We start from the raw sequence: 20,335 nt of genomic DNA on the forward strand, positions 1-20,335 counted from the left end.
CTCCCACGCGGCCAGCGTTACCGCCGTCGAGAAGCACACGATCCCCGGCGAGAAGCCGGCCATGCCGGCCGCCTACCAGGGCCTGGGCTACCACGAGCTCAACGCGATGCTGAACCTCTACGGCCCGAACGGCGAGATCCAGTTTGAGGCCGACCGCGAGGCCGCGCACCAGTACTTCCTGCAGCACGTGAACAACAACACCGTGTTCTTCCACGACCTTGAGGAAAAGCTCGACTACCTCGTCAAGAACGAGTACTACGAGCGCGAAACCCTCGATCAGTACACGATGAACTTCATCCGCGAGCTCTTCAACCGCGCCTACAAGAAGAAGTTCCGCTTCGAGACCTTCCTCGGCGCGTTCAAGTTCTACACCTCCTACACGCTGAAGACCTTCGACGGCAAGCGCTTCCTGGAGCGCTACGAGGACCGCGTCTGCATGGTGGCCCTGCACCTGGCCCGCGGCGACGAGAAGCTCGCCACCGCGATGGTGGACGAGATCATCGAAGGCCGCTTCCAGCCGGCCACCCCGACGTTCCTGAACGCCGGCAAGAAGCAGCGCGGCGAGCTGGTCTCCTGCTTCCTGCTCCGCATCGAAGACAACATGGAATCGATCGGCCGCTCCATCAACTCCGCGCTGCAGCTGTCCAAGCGCGGCGGCGGCGTTGCCTTCGCGCTGACCAACATCCGCGAGGTCGGCGCGCCGATCAAGCAGATCGAGAACCAGTCCTCCGGCGTCATCCCCGTGATGAAGCTCCTCGAGGACAGCTTCTCCTACGCCAACCAGCTCGGTGCCCGCCAGGGTGCCGGTGCCGTGTACCTGCACGCGCACCACCCGGACATCTACCGCTTCCTCGACACCAAGCGCGAGAACGCGGATGAGAAGATCCGTATCAAGACCCTCTCGCTCGGCGTCGTGATCCCGGACATCACCTTCGAGCTGGCCAAGCGCGACGAGGACATGTACCTGTTCTCGCCGTACGACGTCGAAAAGGTCTACGGCATGCCGTTCTCCGACGTCTCGGTCACCGAAAAGTACTACGAGATGGTGGACGACTCCCGGATCAAGAAGACCAAGATCAAGGCCCGCGAGTTCTTCCAGACCCTCGCCGAGATCCAGTTCGAATCCGGCTACCCGTACATCATGTTCGAGGACACCGTGAACCGGGAAAACCCGATCGACGGCAAGATCATCATGTCCAACCTGTGCTCGGAGATCCTCCAGGTTTCCCAGCCCACCACGTACCACGATGACCTGTCCTACGACACCACCGGCAAGGACATCTCCTGCAACCTGGGCTCGCTGAACATCGCGAAGACCATGGACTCGCCGGACTTCGGCCTGACCATCGAGACGGCCATCCGGTCCCTCTCCGCGGTCTCCGACATGTCCAACATCACTTCGGTGCCCTCGATCGCCCGCGGCAACGACCAGAGCCACGCGATCGGCCTCGGCCAGATGAACCTGCACGGCTACCTGGCCCGCGAGCGGGTCCACTACGGTTCCGAAGAGGGCCTGGACTTCACCAACATCTACTTCTACACGGTGCTGTTCCACGCGGTCCGCGCCTCCAACAAGCTGGCCATCCAGACCGGCCAGACCTTCGGCGGCTTCGAGAAGTCGAAGTACGCCTCCGGCGAGTTCTTCGAGAAGTACATCAACCGCGAATGGGTCCCGGAGACGGCCAAGGTTGCCGAGCTCTTCCAGAACATTCACATCCCCACTCAGGATGACTGGCGGGAGCTGAAGGCTTCCGTCATGGAGCACGGCATCTACAACCAGAACCTGCAGGCCGTCCCGCCGACCGGTTCGATCTCCTACATCAACAACTCCACCTCCTCGATCCACCCGGTGGCCTCCAAGATTGAGATCCGCAAGGAAGGCAAGCTGGGCCGCGTGTACTACCCGGCGCCGTACCTGACGAACGACAACCTGGAGTACTACCAGGACGCGTACGAGATCGGCTACGAGAAGGTCATCGACACTTACGCCGCGGCCACGCAGCACGTGGACCAGGGCCTGTCGCTGACGCTGTTCTTCAAGGACACCGCCACCACGCGCGACATCAACAAGGCCCAGATCTACGCCTGGAAGAAGGGCATCAAGACCATCTACTACATCCGTCTCCGCCAGCTCGCGCTGGAAGGGACCGAGGTAGAGGGCTGCGTCAGCTGCATGCTGTAGGCAGCCGCTGAAGGCTTGAGTACGACGGCGGGCGCCCGCCCGCCGTCGTACGCTTTAACTTAGAGAACTACCCAACATTGAGGGGATGACATGACCGAGAAGGTCAAGCTGTTGAGCCACGTCGAGGCGATCAACTGGAACCGCATCCAGGACGACAAGGACGTGGACGTCTGGAACCGCCTGGTCAACAACTTCTGGCTGCCGGAGAAGGTGCCGCTGTCCAACGACGTCCAGTCGTGGAACACCCTGACGCCGGCCGAGCAGCAGCTCACGATGCGCGTGTTCACCGGCCTGACCCTGCTGGACACCATCCAGGGCACCGTCGGCGCCGTCTCGCTGATCCCGGACGCGCTCACCCCGCACGAAGAGGCTGTCTACACGAACATCGCCTTCATGGAGTCGGTGCACGCCAAGAGCTACTCTTCGATCTTCTCCACGCTGGCCTCCACCAAGGAGATCGACGAGGCGTTCCGCTGGTCCACTGAGAACGAGAACCTTCAGAAGAAGGCCCAGATCGTCATGGACTACTACCAGGGCGACGACCCGCTGAAGCGCAAGGTGGCCTCCACGCTGCTGGAGAGCTTCCTGTTCTACTCGGGCTTCTACCTGCCGATGTACTGGTCCTCTCGCGCCAAGCTGACGAACACGGCCGACCTGATCCGCCTCATCATCCGCGACGAAGCCGTGCACGGCTACTACATCGGCTACAAGTTCCAGAAGGGCCTGGAGAAGGTCTCCGAGGAGAAGCGCCAGGAAATCAAGGACTACACCTTCGAACTGCTCTTCGAGCTGTACGAGAACGAGGTCCAGTACACGCACGACCTGTACGACGGCGTCGGCCTGGCCGAGGACGTCAAGAAGTTCCTGCACTACAACGCCAACAAGGCGCTGATGAACCTCGGCTACGAGGCCATGTTCCCGGCCTCCGTCACCGACGTGAACCCGGCAATCCTCTCGGCTCTGTCGCCGAACGCAGACGAGAACCACGACTTCTTCTCGGGTTCAGGTTCGTCGTATGTGATTGGCAAGGCTGTCAATACTGAGGACGAGGACTGGGACTTCTAGTTCTTCTGTTTACAGGAGCGCGTCGGCCTACTTGCAGGACCTGTAGGTAGGCCGACGCCCTGGCCAAACAGTCCACAAGGACGGTGCCTGCTCGGTGCCGTCCTTTTTCATGCCACGGGGTCTGTCAGGAAACGCGGCCCAAAAATCCCCTGGAACGGGGTCAGCGTCTGCTCGGCGTCGTACCATGAGCGCGTCATACCACCAACAAATCCATGGGGGAACTTTGAGCTATCCGCAATATACGCAGCAGCAGGACCCGCACCAGGCCCTGCAGGGAGGCGAACCGCCGCTGTGGGCACCCTATTACGGTGCGCCGTTGCCGGCGGCCGTCAAGCGCTTCTTCAAGAAGTATGCGACGTTCAGCGGCCGCGCCAGTCGAAGTGAATACTGGTGGTGGGCGCTCGTGTCCGGCATCGTCTCCATCGTCCTGAACGTCATCATGGTTGCCGGCGGCTCGGCCGGCGCGAAGCTTGGCCCCAACGGCACCAGCGTCCCGGGCGCGGGCATGCTCGTGGGACTGATCCTGGCCGGTATCTGGGTGCTGGCGGTGCTGATCCCGTCCCTGGCTCTCATGGTCCGCCGTCTCCACGACGCCAACTTCAGCGGATGGATGTATCTTCTGGTGCTGATTCCGTTCGCCGGACCGTTCATCATTCTTGTCTTCACCCTGATGGGCCCTAAGCCCGAAGGGCAGCGTTTCGATGAGCCCGTCCACCAGGCCGGCGTCTGGCAGCCCTAAGCCGCCCGCAGGAACAGGAAAGCCCAGCCGTCGGTGACGGCGGGGCTTTCCTTGTCTTGGGCCTGCTGGCTGAGCGATCCGGCGAAGCTAGGGCTGCTTCGGCGTGCCATTTTCCGCGGAGCGCGGTGCCCTGATGCTGAGAGCGACCAGGATCAGCCACAGAGCCAAGGCAGCAGCGCCAACGAGTGTGAGGGTGGCGCTCACCTGGGCTACGGCAGAGGCCGGCTCGTTCCGTCTCCACGCGAACCAGGTGACGCCCATGAAGCCCGGCCAATAGGTCAGGAACGAAAAGCCGAGGAGCGGCATGGCTGGTGCGGCTTCGCTCAATCCGCTGAGGTCGTTGCGTCTGAAGAGACTCAGCATCTCCCCGTTGTCGGGGTCGTGACCGGTCAGGGAGTTCACCGCGAAGATGACGCCGAGGATGACGGAAGCCCCGAGCCCGAAGGCCAGCAGCCCGAGGGGCCCTGATGGTGGGGCCATGGCGGACAGGACCGCGGCTGCGCTGGTGGATGCTGCGTCCGTGATGATTACGCCCAGGATGATCAGGTTGGCCGCGGCGCAGATACCGACCGCAAGCCGCCCGATCACCGGAGTTGTTACCGCGTCTGACTTTGAGGCCCCCATGGCTGAAAGTGTAGGCCTCTGTAGCGGCACAGCTCTTGCGTTCGGGGACATCTTTTTTCGACCGCTATGCGCCAAGAAGCCCCTGCCCCGGATAGTCGGGACAGGGGCCTCAGGGCGTGGGGTGCCCGATCAGCTTGTGTGTGCTGATGCCCCGGGCTCGAGGGTGAACTGCTTCGGGAGCTTCATCGAACGCTCGGCCATGACCTGACGGAGCCGGTTCGGGTAGTCGGTGATAATTCCGTCGACTCCGTAATCCATGAGGGCGCGCATCGTCGGCTTGTCATCGACGGTCCACGGGATGACCTGCATGCCCTTGGCGTGGGCGCGGGACACCATGTCTGCGGTGACGTAGGGGACGTAGTTGGCGTCGGTGACGGTCCCGTTTTGCGGCGTGCCGTGGACCGGGGAAATGGCGTCGAATCCCAGGGACGCGGCCGCGTCCACCAGGTCGCCGCGGAAATCGTCAGCATCGATGCCGCCGAGCCACGGCGACTTGCCGGGCTGCCCGGCCTGCAGGAAGTCCTTGTTGGTCAGTGCGACGGTGCGAATGCCGGGCTGGCGTTCCTTTACCAGGCGGAGCGAGCCCCAGTCGAAGCTTTCGATGGAGACGCGCTCGGCCATGTGCGCCTTGTTGATTTCGCGCAGGGCGACGTCGACGAACTGCTCACGCGGAGCGGTTTCTTCCGGGGCGCCGGCTTCTACCTTGGTCTCGATGTTGAACTTGACCTGGCTGGCCCGGTAACGGTTCGCCAGGTCAAAGACCTCGGCGAGGGTCGGCATCTTCGCGCCCGGGGACGCTTGCTGGCCCGGGAACTGCGGCAGGCTGGAGGAACCGCAGTCCAGGCTGCGGACCTGCGCGAAGGTGAGGTCCTTGATGTATTTGCCGACATACGGGAACTTGGGGTCGCCTGGGGTAACGGGTGCCGTGTCGCGGCACTTGTCCCCGTTGATCTTCCGGTCGTGGGTGATCACTTCACGGCCGTCCTTGGTGATCTGCAGGTCCATCTCGAGGGTGCTGACGCCGGTCTCGATCCCCTTGGCGAACGAGGCGAGCGTCGATTCGACGGTAAGGCCAATGCCACCGCGGTGCGCCTGCAGGTCAAAGTGGTTGTCGGTGCCGTTCGGGTTGGTGTCAGCGGCCTGGGCCGGGAGGGATGTTCCCAGGGCGAGGCCGGCGGTGATGGCAGCAGCGGTCAGCAGCTTTGTGTACTTCATGGGTTCTCCAGGGTAGTTGTGATGGTGAAGGTTCAAGGCACGTACCGCTATGGCTTGCGTGCCGGGAGTACGAGGAGGGCGTCGCCTACGGGGCGTTCGCCGGTGGCGTCGGAGGGTGAATTCACGACCCGGCGGCCCTGGACCATGGTGGTGGATCCGCCGCCGTCGAGGTTCATGGCGGTGACCATTCCCAGGGACCGGGCCACATGTGCTTCTTCATTCAGGCTTAGGCCCAGGGATGTGGTTTGGCGTCCATCTACGGTGACCAGGAGGGTGCGGCCCTGGGCGTCGACTCCCGCGAAGGTACGGGGATTCCGCTTGTGGACCCAGCCGTAGAAGAAGCTGTTGTTGTCATCGGAGCGGACCATGCCGTCTCGCTTGGCCGTGACGTTGAGCTGGCCGTTTTGGACGAGGGTGGGGCCGCCGTTGACGACGTCCGTCGTGGCACGGGTCTTTAGGCGTTTGCCGGCCTCATTGATCAAGTCTGTGTCGACCTTGAGCTTGGTGCCGGGGGTTGCGAGTGTAGCGAGCTTGTCCGCGTCCGCCCCGATGGCCTGAAGGCTCCGGCCGCCGGCAGGGATGGTGGTGCCTCGGGTGTGGTTGACCGCGGTGACGGTTCCGTGGGCGTCGAGGATGACTTCGAGTCCAGGCCCGGACGGCGTGGAGGGCCCGAACTCCGGAGTGAAGGCGACGATCTCGTCCGCATCGGTGCACGTGAAGTCGTGCAGCGGCAGGTTTGTGGGGGTGTCGTCGGTGCCTCCGCAGTTGCGGATGAGTCCCGGAACACGGTCAATCCCGTCCAGGGGGAGTGCCCCGGGCCTACCCGGGGCGGTGACCGCACCATGCCAGTGCAGACGCTGTATGGAAGTCCCGTTCTGGTCCAGGACCAGGGAGGGACGGTCCCCGACCGGTTCGCTGAGCACTTTGCCTTCGTGGACCGCAGCGCCGGCGGGATCACCGGGGGCGCCGGCCTTCGGGTCCATGACGAAGTAGCCGCCGTTCGTGGCGGCCAGGGCACCTGCCGCGGCAGCGAGTGAGCTCGTGGTCTCGCGGTCCTCCAGGCTGGGGCCGGCCGAGGAGGTCAGGCTGCCGTTGAATTTCTTGGGGTCGATGGTGAGCACCTGGAGGTTCCAGGGGCCACGGTCATCCTCGCTGGTCCCGGCGTCGCCGTCCCAGCCGGTGTAGATGACGGAGGACGTGTAGCCGGCCGCCTTGATCTGGTCCACGGTCGCGGTTCCGTCCGCCTTGGCCGTAAACTGTCCGGCCCGAACCCTATAACCGAGGTCTCCGCCGGCATCTGCCAGCTGCGGTGACTGGACGTGCTCGACCCTGGCCGCGATCCCTGCAGACTTCAGCCTGTCTGCGACCAGTTGGGCCCGGGCCTGCGTGGCCAGTGCCGATGCGGGGGCGTCCGGGTCGGGAGAGGTGGACGGGACGGCCACTTCGGCGGTCCAGAAGAAGTCCGGGTTGGGGGTGCCGCGGGTGATGATGGTCCGGGTCAGGCCCGGGGCCAGGGTGGTCACGGTGCGCGTTTCCGGCTGGTCCGCTGCGCCAAGGTCAAGATGGCCCGGCCTTGAGTGTGCGGCCGTCTGCTGATCAGGGGCCGGAGCAGCGGGTGCCGCGGTGGAGACTCCGGCCGGCGAAAGAAAGGCGAGGGGGAGGCTCACGGCGACGGCGGTGATAACTACGCGGCGGTGACGCTGATTGGTGTCGATCATGGTCACCCACGCTAGGGTCGCGAGGATGCGCACCCGGTACCCACACGCCGCCGTTTATCCGGCTTTCGGGAACTGTTCACCGCGGGTTGGGGTAGAAATGTCCGGACGTTCCCCGCAGGCGTGATCACCCCCAACTACGCCTTCGGCACTGCTCTGCGGTGCAGACAGGGCCAACCCCGGCGTGACCGGTGGCACCGGTCTTAACTGGGTTGCAGCAGACCGGGGCTACCTCCGCGGCACTCCGGCGGCGGACTCCGCTGCCGTCAGTGCATTGCCGAACGCGGACACGGCTGACCGATAATTTGCCGTGTCGCCTTCCGACCTTGCCTGCTCGGCCCGGCGCCGAGCCCGGAGCATGGCCGCGGTGGCGGGGAAAGCAGCATCGGACATCGACGGGAAATCGAACTGCAGTTTCGGGTCCACCTCATACGCCAGCCACCGGCCGTCGAGATCTTTGTGCTGGGCCGCAGCGGCCCCAAAGGCGTGAGCGTCGGCCAGCGACAGCCCACTCAGCCCTCCGGAGGCCACGCCGGCGGCTTCCTCCACCTTCCAAGTGGCCTCGCGCTGGCGCTGCAGCGCATGTGCTGTCCCCAGCTGCCGCGTCTCCTTGAGCCGGTGCTTGAGGACCATATTGTTCTCATAGATCCGGATTTCTTCCGGGGTCATCGTGTCGAGCTCCGCAGCACTTCTGCTCACGACGTCGGCCGGGCCCCGCCGGCTGGCAACGCTGCTGCTCGGAATGGGGAACAGGAATTTTCCGGCCAGGAAACCTCCGGCCAGGACGGCGAGGACGACCCAGTCCGGTGCGCCCGCGGATCCGCTCGAGCCGGCAAGGAAGAAGCCGCCCACACTCGTGAGCGCCTGGCCCGTGGTGAAGGTCAGACGGGTCTTTCCGAGCCGCCTCACCTTCCGGTGCGTGGTGAGCTGCCGGTAGTGAAAAGAACGTGCCTTTGCGATCCAGTCGCGTGTTCGGTGCACCAGTGGCGGCCTGTCAGTCATGTTCCCGAGGATACAGCGGGGGACAGACGTCACCAGCCTCCGCGTGTGGGGGTGTGCCCCTTTCGGGCATCGCCTGGCATGGCCATTTCGGCCCGGAGGCCCAGAAGCCGGATAGGCCGGCCCGCTTCTATCAGGGCCGCGAGGTCCATGGCCCGCGCCAGGATCTCGTCCCGGTCGAACGTCTCGGGCACCTTTCGCCCGTGGGTCTTGGTCACGAACGGTGCATACCGGACCTTCAACGTCAGGCCCACCACCGGCCGTCCTTCCGCCGCGACATCCTCGAGGACCTGCGCTGCCAGCTGCCGCACGGCGTCGTCCACCTGGGCAGGCTCGGTCAGGTCCTGCTGGAAGGTGGTCTCCCGGCTGTGCCCGCGGGCGACCCACGGAGTGGGGTCCACGACGCTCGCGCCGTCGCCGCGTCCCAGTTCCGCGTACCAGGGACCCATCCTGGGGCCGAATTCCGGCACCAGCTGCTGGGGGTCGGCCGCGGCGAGCTCGGCGACAGTCGTGATGCCGAGCTTGGCCAGCCGGCCGGAGACTTTCGTTCCGATGCCCCAGAGCTCTTTCGTGGAGCGGCTGCCCATTACACCCAGCCAGTTCGCTGCCGTGAGGCGGAAGACGCCGGCAGGCTTGCCGAATCCGGTGGCGACCTTGGCCCGGACCAGGGTATCGCCGATGCCTATGCTGCAGTGCAGCTGCGTATGCTCCAGCACGGCGCCCTGCACCTGCCGGGCATACGCCTCGGGATCGTCTGACTCAATGCCCACAAAGGCTTCATCCCAGCCCAGCACCTGGACGGTGGCGCCGGGCTGCGCGTGCAACGTGGCCATCACCGCTTCGGACGCCGCAAGGTAAGCCTCGTGATCAACGGGCAGGATCACGGCGTCGGGCACTTTGCGGGCCGCAACGCGTAACGGCATTCCGGACCCAACGCCGAAGGCCCTGGCCTCGTAGGAGGCGGTCGACACGACGGCTCGTTCGGTGGGGTCGCCCCGCCCGCCGACAATGATCGGCTTGCCCGCAAGCTCGGGCCGCCGCAGCACTTCGACGGCGGCGATGAACTGGTCGAGATCGACGTGCAGCACCCAGCTGATTCCGTTCACGCCACCAGTCTGCCCTAAACGCCCCGGGCCGGCGCCGGCTGTTCGTCGAACCTCCGCTAGGGCCCGCACCGGGCCCGCACGGCGCCCGCGGCAGCTGGCCTAGCGGAGATGGAACGTTGCAAGCCCCCAGTACATGAGGGCCCGGCGGACACCCGGGAGCGCCTCAAGGGTATGGGGTCCGGTGCCGTGCATCAGGATGACGCCGCCAGCCCGGGCGCGAGGGGTGAAGCGGTCGCCGAACTGTACGCGGCGGATGATGGTGGCGGCTGGGGATCCATCCCAGTCCCGCGTATCGACTGTCCAGAATGCGGGGCGGCAACCGGCGCGGGCCAACGCGTTGTAGACCCGCAGGCTGAAGGCCCCGGCGCCATAAGGCGGCCGACACAGTTTGGGTGACGTGGTGGGCAGGACGCTGCCGTGGCGCCGGACCTCGGTGTAGATCTGGGCGGAGGTCATCCGTGAATAGTCGCCGTGGTCGAAGCTGTGGTTGCCCAGCAGCTGGTGGGCCCTAATGAGCTGCGTACGGTACGTCGGATGGGCCAGCATGCATGTGCCAGTGAAGAAGAAGATGGCCTGCACGTTGTTTTTGCGCAGCCAGTTGAGGATCCCGGTGAGGCGGGCCTGGCTGGCGCAGTCATCGAAGGTCAGGCGAACCTTCGCGCCGTGGGAGTACAGGTGCAGGATATTGGACTTCTCGGCGGCCGACAGGCGGGACGCGGAGCGCAGTTGCGGCATGTTGTTGGTGACCGCTTGGATTACTGCCGGCCGGGCGGCGGCCACGGTGGGCGTCGGAGCGTTCAACCCCATGACCACGATCAGGGTCACCAGCATCAGCCGCAAGATCTTCATGTGCCGCCACCTCATTAACAACCGGGAACGCCCCTCGACGCGGTCAAGGACCGATTTGTTCCCGGACTTAAGTTTCCGGCCGTAGATCCCGAAGCACTAGAGCCAACCGGCCCGTCGTCAAGCAGTCGCGGGAGGAGAGGCTCCTTGCCAAGGCAGACACTTGAACCTTCAACTAAAGCCGGGTAGAATAGATGTCATGACGCAGATCATCGATCGCCCTCCCGTTCTCTTCCTCAGCCATGGTGCGCCGCCCCTGGCCGACGATGCCACGTGGACCCGCCAGCTCAGCGAGTGGTCCGGGACCTTTGACAAGCCCAAAGACATACTCATGGTGTCCGCCCACTGGGAAAACGCCCCGGTCACGCTCAGCGCCACCGGGCGCAATCCCGGCCTGGTCTACGACTTCGGCGGATTCGCGCAAAAATACTACGAAGTCACCTACGACGCCCCGCAGGCGCCCGGGCTGGCCGCCGAGGTGGAGAAGCTCGTGGCTGGCCACGGCCACCACGTCGAACGGGACGAGAGCCGCGGCCTGGACCACGGCGCCTACGTCCCGCTGAAGGAGATGTTCCCGGAAGCAGACGTGCCGGTCGTGCAGATGTCCATGCCCACCCTCGATCCGCAGGGCCTGTTCAACCTGGGCAAGTCCCTGGCGCCGCTGCGCGACCGCGGCACGCTGATCGTTGGCTCCGGGTTCACCACCCACAACCTGCGTTGGTTCAATCCTGCCGGCGGCCCGGACAGCACCCCGCCGTCGGTCTCCCGCGAGTTCGACCACTGGGCGGAAGAAGCCATGGCCCGCGGTGACGTCGACTCCATCCTGGACTTCCTCAACAAGGCCCCGGCGGCCCGCGAGGCGCACCCCCGCAGCGAGCACTGGGCCCCGCTGTACGTGGCCCTCGGGGCGGCGTATGAGTCGGGGGACCTGCAGGCCAAAACCGCCATCGACGGATTCTGGTTCGGCCTGTCCAAGCGCTCGTGGACGCTGACCTAAGCCGCACCTCGGCAGGTCATGGAGTTGCGGGCGGAAGAGGCTAGCTTCGTCCCGCCTGCATGACGAAGTGTTCGACCCTGCGGTCCGGAATCAGCCAGATCAGCGCCACGACCGTATAGACGGCCACTCCCAGCAGCGGCTGGGCCACTCCCAATGCGATGCCGGCCAGGTAAATCAGCGGCGAGACTTTGCCTTTCCAGTCGCGGCCGACAGCGCGGGAGAGGGCGCCTTCCCTGCCTTGCCGGCGGATCAGCGCCTGCTGCAGGACGTAGTAGGCGATGGCCGCGCAGAGCAGGTTGATGCCGTAGACCAGCACCGGTACCTGGACGAAGCCGGATTCATCCATCCAGCGGGTGGTGAAGGGGAACAGTGACAGCCAGAACAGCAGGTGCAGGTTGGCCCATAGGATCGCGCCGTTGACGCTGTCGGCCAGGTGGATCATGTGGTGGTGGTTGTTCCAGTAGATCCCGACGTAGACAAAGCTGAGCAGGTAGCTGTAGAACGTCGGCAGGATGGCGGCCAGCCCATGCCAGGTCGGTTCCTCCGGCACCCTCAGCTCCAGGACCATGATCGTGATGATGATGGCCAGCACGCCGTCGCTGAACGCCTCCAGACGGTTCTTGTTCACGCCGATCCCTCCATCCAGTCATCATGCACGCGGCAGACTTCCAGGGCAACGGCGCGGAGCGGGCTACACTCCCGCCGCCGGGCTCCGTACTACCCGTCTGGCAAGGAAGTCCTCCACCACGGCGGCGAACTCGTCGGCCCGCTCTATCTGGGGCATATGCCCCGTCTTCGGAAAGACATGCGATTCGGCGTGGGGGAGTGCCGCCAGGGCAGCTTCGAGGTGGCTGAATGGGAGGATATGGTCGTGGTCGCCCCAGACCACGAGCGTGGGAAAGTCCAGCTTCGCGACGGCCGCCAGCAATTCCGTCCGCCATTGCGCCCGGATGCCGGAAATCGTCCCTAAATCATGGGCGATGTCCAGGACCGTCTGGCGGTGCGATGCCCGCTGGGACAAGCTCAGCGAATGGCTGATTCGGTCTTCCGTTACGAGTGCTTTGTCGTAGAAAATCGCCTGGACGGTGCGGCGTGAAGCCGTCGGGTCGGGGCGCATGAGTAGCCCCGCAAGCGGCCCTATGGCGAGCAGGCGCAGCGCGAGGGCAACCTCCTTGCCGAACCCGGCGCTGTTGGCCAGAACCAGGGCTGACACGCGATCCGGGTGGTCAACGGCCAGCTTCATGGCCACGGCCCCGCCCAGCGAATTGCCCATCACCGGCAGCGGCTCGTGCACCCCGACGGCATCAAGGAACGCCGGCAGGGCATCGGCGAGCCTCGCAAGGGTCGCCGGCCCGGATTGCCGCTCGGAGTAGGCGAAGCCGGGCAGGTCGACGCTGTACACGGTGTGGCGTGCCGAGAGGCGCTCGTGCTGCTCAGTCCAGTCCTCCAGGCTCTGGCCGATCCCGTGCAGGAGCAGGACCGGATCCCCGCTCCCGGTCCTCCGGTAGCGCACCCGCGTGCCGCCGACGTCGACGTGCCCGGTTCCCGGCAGCTCCAGCGGATCCGGCGCAGCCGTCCGCTGTCCGGAGGCCGGCACGCGTTGCCCGCGCCGGCCGAAGCGGACATGGTCCTTGAGCCGGCCCGCCCTGAGCAGGGCAAAGTCGCGGAAGTAGTTCTGGTGCAGTCGCCACGGAGATCCTGCGCCCTGCCGGGGAAGCTGATCGGCCCCGCGGAAAATGTAGCCGGCCTTCAGGTCGATCAGTGACGTCAGCTCGCCGCCGGCGATGTCGGCGGGCGCCTGGGGTGCCACCCATTGCAGGCCCCGGCGGTCGAGATGTTTCAGCAGCCGGCAGATATAGCCCGCCACGAGGTCCGCCTTAAGGGTCCAGGACGCGTTTGTATAGCCGATGGTCAGGGCAAAGTTGGGAACGCCGTCGAGCATCATGCCCTTGTACGTAAGGGTCTTGCCCACGTCCACAGGCTCGCCGTCGACGGTGAGCGTCATGCCGCCGATCACGAGCAGGTTCAGGCCCGTTGCCGTGACAATCACGTCGGCCGGGATCGACCCGCCTGAGACCAAGTCAATCCCGCCGGGGGTGATCCGCGAGATTTTGTCGGTCACGATGTCGGCGGTGCCGGCGCTGATTGCGCGGTAGAGGTCCCCGTTGGGGATCGCGCAGACACGCTGGTCCCAAGGCTGGTAGCTGGGCGCCAGGTGTGTGTCCACGGAAAAGCCGGACGGGAGCTTCGCGACGGCGGACTTGCGCAGGATCGCCTTCATGGTTTCCGGACGCCGCCGGCTGAGCTGGTAGGTGAACATCGAAAAGAGGATGTTTTTCGCCCGTACGACGTCGTAGGCCACTTGCGCCGGGAGCTTGCCCCGGAGCCGGTCAGCCAGGTGGTCTCGGGACGGAACAGGGGCGATATAGGTGGGGGAGCGCTGCAGCATTGTCACCTTGGCTGCCGTCTTCGCCATCGACGGCACCAGGGTCACGGCGGTGGCTCCGCTGCCGATGACCACCACCTGCTTGCCCTCGTAATCGAGGTCCGCGGGCCAGTGCTGCGGATGCACGATGCGCCCGGCGAAGGAATCCGCTCCCTCGATGGCCGGCGTGAACCCCTCGTCGTAGCGGTAGTAGCCCGAGCAGACTGAGAGGAATGAACACGTCAAGGTGATCGTCTCCGCGGTCCCGGGTATTCCGTCACTCGGCTGGTATTCGCCGCCGACCGTGCGGACGGCCGTGACGGTCCACAGCGCCGTATCGCTGGACCAATCCGCCGAGACCACCCGGGTGTTCAACCGGATTTGCGGCGCGAGTCCCTCGTCGGCCACCGTCGCCTGGATGTATTCGCGGATCGAATCGCCGTCGGCTATCGCTTTGGCGCCGGCCCAGGGCCGGAAGGAGTAGCCGAGCGTATACATGTCGCTGTCTGACCGGATCCCCGGGTAGCGGAAGAGGTCCCAGGTGCCGCCCACGGCGCTCCGTGATTCCAGGATCGCAAAGGTCTTCCCCGGAACCTCGCGCTTCAGCCGGCTGGCAAAACCTATGCCGCTCAGCCCGGCTCCGACAATCAACACATCCACGTGCTCGCTCATCACGCCAAGCTATCGACTTAAAGTCGAGAGAGTCAACACAGTGTTGAGAACAATGGTTAGGATGGGCGCATGGCTCAACGAGGAAGACGAAGTGCCCGCGTCTCGGGGGATGAGCGTCAGGACGCGATCCTGATCACCGCCGAGGAGCTCCTCGGCGAGCGTGCCTTCGACGAGGTGTCGATCGAGGACCTTGCCCGGGGAGCCGGCATTTCGCGCCCCACGTTCTACTTCTACTTCTCGTCCAAGGATGAGGTGCTGCTCGCCCTGTTGGACCGTGTGATCACTGAAGTTGAGCACCGGGTGGGCGCCCTGCCGCGGGACTTCGAAAGCGACCCCGCCGGTGCCTGGACCCGATCCATCGGCATGTTCGTCGAGGTCTTTGTGGCCCACCGCGGTGTCGCGACCGCCGCCATCGCGGCCCGGGCCCGCAGCGAGGAAGTGCGTGCGCTCTGGTCCAAGTCGATGCAGTCCTGGGTCGACTTCTCCAGCAGCGTGATTCTCTCCGAGCAGGCCCGCGGGGCCGCGGCGGGGGGCATCGACGCCCACGACCTGGCGGTCAGCCTCAACCTGATGAACGAGCGGGTCATCACGGCCGTGCTCAACCATGAAGCGCCCGCCATCGAGGAATCCCACGCCCTGGATGTCCTATCGACCATCTGGATCCGCAGCATCTACGGATCCGTCACGCCGGCCGCCGGTAACGGCCGGGACTGAAAGGAAAACGCACATGTCCGAGATCAAAACCCTCACCGTGCTCGGCGCCGGAGTGCTCGGCTCCCAGATCGCCTACCAGGCCGCCTTCCATGGCTTTCCCGTCACCGCCTACGACGTCGACGCCGCGGCGCTGGACGGGGCCCGCGCCCGCTTCACAAAGCTCGCCGGTATCTACCGGGCGGCGAATGTTGCCGGCGCCGGGGAGGCCAGAGCAGAGTCAGCCATCGGCAACCTTCGCCTCACCGCCGACCTGGCGGACGCCGTCGCCGATGCGGACCTCGTGATCGAGGCCGTGCCCGAACTCCTCGAGCTGAAACGGGGCGTGTACCGCAAGCTCGCGGAGCTCGCCCCCGCGAAGACGATTTTCGCCACGAACTCCTCGACCCTGCTGCCCAGCGACCTCAAGGATTCCACCGGCCGCCCGGACCGCTTCCTCGCCCTCCACTACGCCAACAACATCTGGGCGCAGAACGTCGCAGAGGTGATGGGTACGGCCCAGACCGATCCGGCCGTGTTCGACGCCGTTGTGGAGTTCGCCCGGAACAGCGGGCTGGAGCCGATTGAAATCAAGAAGGAAAAGGCCGGCTACGTCTTGAACTCGTTGCTGGTCCCGCTCCTGAACGCGGCCGCCGGCCTGCTGCTGGAGGGAGTCGCCGAGCCGGCAACCATCGACAAGACGTGGCGCATCGCCACCGGCGCACCCAGTGGCCCCTTCCAGATTTTCGACGTCGTTGGCCTGACAACCGCGTACAACATCGCCGCCTCTTCGCCGGCAGCGGGATCGCAGGCCTTCGCGCAGTACCTGAAGGAGAACTACCTCGACCAGGGCAAACTCGGTGTCGCCACGGGCGAGGGCTTCTACACCTACTGACTTAGGGCAGACTGGCACGGGGCAGTGTGGCTCAGAACAGCTGAACGCCGGTCAGCCCGGCGAGTTGGTCCAGGACGCGGTCCTGGAAGCCGGGGTCGAGGGCGTCGGCGGCAGGGGGCCGCAGGGCGCGGTGGTGCCAGTACCCGCCGCTGGTGCGGGCAGCCGGATCGTTGCTGGTGGCCAGCCACGTCTGGGTCAGGTGCCCCAGTTCCAGGTCGTCGGGCGCACCGGGACCGCCCATCCTGGTGGGAACCCAGCCGGGGTCCACGGCGTTGCTCAGCACCGAAGGCCAGCGGCGCGCCACGGCGTGGGCCAGGGTGGTGACGTACAGCTTGCTCTCGGCGTAGGCCTCGCCCGCGTTCCAGCGCCGCGCTGTCCAATCGATGTCTGCCAACTCCACGCCACTGCTGCGGTGCAGGCCGCTGCTGAGAAAGATGAGCCTGTCCGGCCGGTCGATCAACGCAGTGAGCAGGTACGGCGCCAGGGTGTTGACGGCCAGTGTGCGCGAGTGGCCTTCCGGGGTGGTTCCGCGGTTCGGTTCCAAATAGGTGCCGGCATTGTGGATGACGGCGTCCATCCGGCCGATGCTGTTTAGCTGCTCGGCAACCGAGTGGGTTTCCGCTGCGCTGCCCAGCTCGCCGACGACGACGCCGGCCGCTTGGGCTGCCACGTCGCTGGCCCTTTGCTTGAGAGCGCTGGCGCGTTCGCGGGTGCGGGCGTGCAGGACGACGTCGTGCCCGTCCCTGATCAGGGTGCGGGCCGCGCCGAGGCCCAGCCCGGCTGTGGATCCGGTGACAAAGATGCGTGCCAAGGTGGTTCCCATCGTCCGTTGCTGCGCTGCGGGGGAGTCGCTGGACTTCTTACGGCTGGCCCGGTTCTTCCCGCTCGACGTCCTGGACGGATCGCGATAACAGGCAGAACTCGTTGCCCTCGGGATCAGCCAGTACCACCCAGCTGACGTCCGGGCCCTGGCCCACGTCCGTGCGCACCGCGCCGAGGGCGAGCAGGCGCTCCAGCTCCTCTGCTGTCGACACGCCGTCGGCCCGCAGGTCGAAGTGCAGCCGGTTCTTGATGGTCTTGCCCTCGGGCACCGCAATCACGTCGATGGAGGGCCGGATCCCGTCTTGGGGCGCGATGGTGACGATGCCGCTGTCCTCTTCGACGACACGCCAGCCAAGGACGGCGCACCAGAAGTCCGCCACAATCCGTGGGTTGGTCGCGTCAATGGCAATAGAAGCTAGCTGGCTCGGCATGGCACCACGATAGCCCACAAGCTTTTCGGGGATCACTGCCCCGGCGCGGCCTACTCGGCGGGTGGGCCACGGAACACCAACACCGGGCAGTACGCATGGTGGACCGTCTGGGTCGACACAGATCCGAGCATCATGCCAGCGAATCCGCCGTGGCCGCGTGAGCCTACGGCCACCAGGTCGGCCTCCCGGGATGCTTCCACGAGCGCTGTGGCGGGATTGCTCTGCACGACACGTCCGGTGATCGCCACACCGCTCCGCTTAACACGCTCAAGCTCCTCCTTGAGGATGGACTCGGCGTCTGACTTAAAGACCTCGTAGTCCCAGGCCTGGCCCAAAGCATCGCTGACGTACGGAAAGCTCCATGCCGAGAGCGCCAGCACCTGGCCGTCCCGGAGCTTTGCTTCTTCGACGGCCCAGTCCAGGGCCGCCATGGATTGCGGCGATCCGTCCACCCCCACCACGATCCTGAACTTGCCGTTGCCGGTCATGGTTCCTCCACTTCTATTCGGTCCGGAGCGCTGCCGTGGTGGAATCATGGCGCCATGTGTGAGTCTGCGGAAGTGCCATTGGGCACCTTCGGCTGGTTCGCCCAGGCAGGTGGCGCCAGCACCCTACCCGTCAGCCAGATACGACAGCGCTGCGACGACGTGGGTTTGCACGCCGATGGACAGGGTCGGATCCGGCACCGGCGCGAAGAGGGGGGAATGGTTCGCCGGGATGTCCCGGGCCACGGTTCCGCTGGCAGCCGCGGCGCGGTAGGCATCCGGGTCCGCCCCGCCGAGGAGCCAGAATGTGTATGGCACGCCAAAGGCATCAGGGATCCGGCTGAAGTCCTCGGATGCTGTCTGCGGCTGCGCCGGCTGCACGGCGTCCGCACCGAACCGGGCGCCGAACGCGGCCGTGACCCGCTCGGTCACGGTTGCGTTGTTGCTGGTGAGCGGGAACTGGTCGTAGTACTCAAACTCTGGCTCCCGCGGCGATCCGGCGGCGGAACACTCGCCTTTGACTATCCGTTCAATCGCCGCGAGCACGCCCGTCCGGACCCCGGTGTCGTAGGTCCGGATGTTCAGCAGCATCGTGGCGCGGTCCGGGATGATGTTCGACGTGGCTCCGGCGTTGATGGCCCCCACCGTGACGACGGCGAACTCACCCGGAGTCACCTCGCGCGACACCACCGTCTGCAGCCTGAGCACGATTGAGGCGGCCAGCACCACCGGATCCACGGACATGTGCGGCATCGAACCGTGCGCGCCCTTCCCGTGCACGGTGATCTTCAGCGAGTCCGCGGCGGAGAGGACAGGGCCAGGCGTCGTGTACACATTGCCGGCCGGAAGGGGCATCACATGCTGGGCGAAAGCGACGTCGGGCCGGGGCACCTTGGTGACGAGGCCGTCGTCGACCATGGCCTGCGAACCGGCGCCGATCTCCTCGGCCGGCTGGAACAGCGCGATGTAGGTCCCGGACCACGCGCCCCGTCCGTCCGCCATGACCTTGGCAGCCCCTAGCAGGGTGCTGACATGCAGGTCGTGGCCGCAGGCGTGCATGACCCCGTCCACCTCGGACGCGTACGGTAGTCCGGTGTCTTCGGAGACAGGGAGGGCATCCATGTCGGCGCGGGCAAGGACCGTGGGGCCATCCCCGTTTGCCAGGACCCCGACGACGCCGGTCCCGTCGATTCGGCTGACGACGTAGCCGAAGCCGGCGAGGGTGCTTTCAACCAGCTTCGAGGTCTCCTGCTCCTGGAGGCTCAGTTCCGGGCGCCGGTGCAGGGCGGTGTAGGTGTCGCGGATCCAGCCAAGTTCAGCATCAAGGCCGGCCAGGACGGTTGCTGAAGTGCTCATGCGTACGGCTCCCCGAGGTTCACTGCGCCCGAGTGATCCGGGCACACGTGGCGGAACCCAGCATAGACCCGCGAGGAAACGCCGGCCCTCGAAATTCTTGCAAAGGTCACCGCATCCCCGTCTCGGGGGAGTATCTTGAGGGTTATGTTGACCGGATTCAAGAATTTCATTCTGAAGGGCAACGTCGTAGACCTTGCCGTCGCCGTCGTGATTGGTGCCGCCTTCGGCGCAGTGGTCACAGCCCTAGTCCAAAGCGTCCTAATGCCGTTCATTGCGGCACTGGTTGGGTCTCCCAACTTCGACAGTTTTGCCGTGGTAACCCTCAACGGAAACGATATTAAATTCGGTGTCCTGCTCACCGCGATCGTCAACTTCCTCCTGGTGGCGGCCGCCATCTACTTCGTGGTCGTGGTGCCGATGAACCATATGATCGAACGCCGTAACCGCAGGCTTGGCATCAGCCCCGACGTCAAGGACGAGGCAGCCGAAGACCCTCAAATCGCGCTGCTCACCGAAATCCGTGATGCCCTGCAGCAGGACCGCAGGCCCTAGCCAAACAACAACGTCCCGTAGAAGGCCGCCGATCCTCCGAGGGTTCGGCTCAAGAGTTCATTTCTGCGGTTCAGTTCAATGCATTATCCACCGGCCTGCGATAGCGTGTCCGGCAGGTGCTCGGGGAGTTTTCCCCGACGCTGGCAGTATTCCCATTTCGGCCCCCAAAGGTGCCGTGGCGGGTGGTTTGTTGTTCCGTATCGATGAAAGGAAATGAACATGGCGGTTTCCATTGAATTGGGTAAGGCACTCGACAAGGCCTACGAGAACGCGACGCTCGAGGAAGTACTCTCGGCCCCGCCCTCGGCCCTGGCCGGGCTGACCGACAAGCACGACGAGATCCTCGCCGGCATGGGCATCAAGACCATCCGTGACCTGGGCAGCAATAAGTATTTCGCCACCGCCGGGGTGCTCGTGGCGCTGGCGGGCAAGGTCGGATAGCACCGCCCGGGCTATCGCCCGTCACGCAGGAATCTGGTCCGACCGGGGCATGTACCCGGTCGGACCTTTCTGTGTGTT

Annotated in this window: 20 protein-coding genes; 8 read left to right on the forward strand and 12 right to left on the reverse strand. The window is 65.4% G+C overall.

Annotated elements, in window-relative coordinates; genetic code table 11:
* The first annotated feature begins 61 nt into the window (after positions 1-61).
* The 3 genes from nrdE to AC1DNC_RS12660 all read left to right on the forward strand — a co-directional run bounded on the left by nrdE (position 62) and on the right by AC1DNC_RS12660 (position 3,986).
* Positions 62-2,182, forward strand: a complete 2,121-nt coding sequence (gene nrdE, locus AC1DNC_RS12650) for a class 1b ribonucleoside-diphosphate reductase subunit alpha (protein WP_476862942.1) — start codon at positions 62-64, stop codon at positions 2,180-2,182.
* 90 nt (positions 2,183-2,272) lie between these two features.
* Entirely contained in the window at positions 2,273-3,247 is a 975-nt protein-coding gene (gene nrdF / locus AC1DNC_RS12655) for a class 1b ribonucleoside-diphosphate reductase subunit beta (RefSeq protein ID WP_018761532.1), read from the forward strand.
* Positions 3,248-3,470: 223 nt separating this feature from the next.
* On the forward strand, positions 3,471-3,986 hold the full coding sequence (locus tag AC1DNC_RS12660; protein ID WP_476862872.1) for a DUF805 domain-containing protein: 516 nt from the start codon (positions 3,471-3,473) through the stop codon (positions 3,984-3,986).
* A gap of 87 nt (positions 3,987-4,073) precedes the next feature.
* Here the strand turns inward: AC1DNC_RS12660 and AC1DNC_RS12665 are convergent, their stop codons facing one another.
* The 6 genes from AC1DNC_RS12665 to AC1DNC_RS12690 form a co-directional block, all read right to left on the reverse strand.
* Complete coding sequence (locus AC1DNC_RS12665) at positions 4,074-4,610, reverse strand: hypothetical protein (protein WP_476862873.1); 537 nt, start codon at positions 4,608-4,610, stop codon at positions 4,074-4,076.
* A 129-nt stretch (positions 4,611-4,739) separates the two neighbouring features.
* Positions 4,740-5,825, reverse strand: coding sequence for a glycerophosphodiester phosphodiesterase (locus AC1DNC_RS12670; protein ID WP_476862874.1), 1,086 nt, complete (start codon positions 5,823-5,825; stop codon positions 4,740-4,742).
* A 47-nt stretch (positions 5,826-5,872) separates the two neighbouring features.
* Positions 5,873-7,543, reverse strand: a complete 1,671-nt coding sequence (locus AC1DNC_RS12675) for a phosphodiester glycosidase family protein (RefSeq protein ID WP_476862875.1) — start codon at positions 7,541-7,543, stop codon at positions 5,873-5,875.
* Between the two features lie 225 nt (positions 7,544-7,768).
* Positions 7,769-8,542, reverse strand: a complete 774-nt coding sequence (locus AC1DNC_RS12680; protein WP_476862876.1) for a hypothetical protein — start codon at positions 8,540-8,542, stop codon at positions 7,769-7,771.
* 29 nt (positions 8,543-8,571) lie between these two features.
* The gene (locus tag AC1DNC_RS12685; RefSeq protein WP_476862877.1) at positions 8,572-9,645 is read right to left on the reverse strand and encodes a DNA polymerase IV; all 1,074 of its coding nucleotides are present in this window, start codon (positions 9,643-9,645) and stop codon (positions 8,572-8,574) included.
* A 99-nt stretch (positions 9,646-9,744) separates the two neighbouring features.
* Positions 9,745-10,494 (reverse strand): polysaccharide deacetylase family protein, encoded by a 750-nt coding sequence (locus tag AC1DNC_RS12690; RefSeq protein ID WP_476862878.1) that lies wholly within the window; start codon positions 10,492-10,494, stop codon positions 9,745-9,747.
* 196 nt (positions 10,495-10,690) lie between these two features.
* On the opposite strand from AC1DNC_RS12690, the gene AC1DNC_RS12695 reads away from it, so the two are divergent.
* The gene (locus AC1DNC_RS12695) at positions 10,691-11,488 is read left to right on the forward strand and encodes a dioxygenase family protein (RefSeq protein WP_476862879.1); all 798 of its coding nucleotides are present in this window, start codon (positions 10,691-10,693) and stop codon (positions 11,486-11,488) included.
* Positions 11,489-11,528: 40 nt separating this feature from the next.
* Here the strand turns inward: AC1DNC_RS12695 and AC1DNC_RS12700 are convergent, their stop codons facing one another.
* Both AC1DNC_RS12700 and AC1DNC_RS12705 read right to left on the reverse strand, forming a co-directional pair.
* Positions 11,529-12,116 (reverse strand): TMEM175 family protein, encoded by a 588-nt coding sequence (locus tag AC1DNC_RS12700; protein WP_476862880.1) that lies wholly within the window; start codon positions 12,114-12,116, stop codon positions 11,529-11,531.
* A gap of 63 nt (positions 12,117-12,179) precedes the next feature.
* Positions 12,180-14,585 carry an alpha/beta fold hydrolase gene (locus tag AC1DNC_RS12705; protein WP_476862881.1) on the reverse strand — a complete coding sequence of 802 codons (2,406 nt, stop codon included), beginning with the start codon at positions 14,583-14,585 and terminating at the stop codon, positions 12,180-12,182.
* A gap of 69 nt (positions 14,586-14,654) precedes the next feature.
* On the opposite strand from AC1DNC_RS12705, the gene AC1DNC_RS12710 reads away from it, so the two are divergent.
* Together AC1DNC_RS12710 and AC1DNC_RS12715 are read left to right on the forward strand one after the other, a co-directional pair.
* Positions 14,655-15,299 (forward strand): TetR/AcrR family transcriptional regulator, encoded by a 645-nt coding sequence (locus tag AC1DNC_RS12710; RefSeq protein ID WP_476862882.1) that lies wholly within the window; start codon positions 14,655-14,657, stop codon positions 15,297-15,299.
* A 13-nt stretch (positions 15,300-15,312) separates the two neighbouring features.
* On the forward strand, positions 15,313-16,170 hold the full coding sequence (locus AC1DNC_RS12715) for a 3-hydroxyacyl-CoA dehydrogenase (RefSeq protein WP_476862883.1): 858 nt from the start codon (positions 15,313-15,315) through the stop codon (positions 16,168-16,170).
* Between the two features lie 31 nt (positions 16,171-16,201).
* On the opposite strand, the gene AC1DNC_RS12720 is transcribed toward AC1DNC_RS12715, so the two are convergent.
* From AC1DNC_RS12720 to AC1DNC_RS12735, 4 genes are all read right to left on the reverse strand, one after another.
* Entirely contained in the window at positions 16,202-16,993 is a 792-nt protein-coding gene (locus AC1DNC_RS12720; protein ID WP_476862884.1) for an SDR family NAD(P)-dependent oxidoreductase, read from the reverse strand.
* 37 nt (positions 16,994-17,030) lie between these two features.
* The gene (locus tag AC1DNC_RS12725) at positions 17,031-17,423 is read right to left on the reverse strand and encodes a VOC family protein (protein WP_476862885.1); all 393 of its coding nucleotides are present in this window, start codon (positions 17,421-17,423) and stop codon (positions 17,031-17,033) included.
* Positions 17,424-17,473: 50 nt separating this feature from the next.
* Positions 17,474-17,911, reverse strand: a complete 438-nt coding sequence (locus AC1DNC_RS12730) for a universal stress protein (RefSeq protein WP_476862886.1) — start codon at positions 17,909-17,911, stop codon at positions 17,474-17,476.
* Positions 17,912-18,034: 123 nt separating this feature from the next.
* The gene (locus AC1DNC_RS12735) at positions 18,035-19,264 is read right to left on the reverse strand and encodes an amidohydrolase (protein ID WP_476862887.1); all 1,230 of its coding nucleotides are present in this window, start codon (positions 19,262-19,264) and stop codon (positions 18,035-18,037) included.
* Positions 19,265-19,408: 144 nt separating this feature from the next.
* Here AC1DNC_RS12735 and mscL point away from each other — a divergent pair, with 144 nt between their 5' ends.
* Both mscL and AC1DNC_RS12745 read left to right on the forward strand, forming a co-directional pair.
* Positions 19,409-19,816, forward strand: coding sequence for a large conductance mechanosensitive channel protein MscL (mscL, locus tag AC1DNC_RS12740; protein ID WP_476862888.1), 408 nt, complete (start codon positions 19,409-19,411; stop codon positions 19,814-19,816).
* A 219-nt stretch (positions 19,817-20,035) separates the two neighbouring features.
* Entirely contained in the window at positions 20,036-20,257 is a 222-nt protein-coding gene (locus tag AC1DNC_RS12745) for a hypothetical protein (RefSeq protein WP_476862889.1), read from the forward strand.
* The last annotated feature ends 78 nt before the right edge of the window (positions 20,258-20,335 follow it).

The organism is Arthrobacter sp. 01N442 (genome assembly GCF_056399345.1).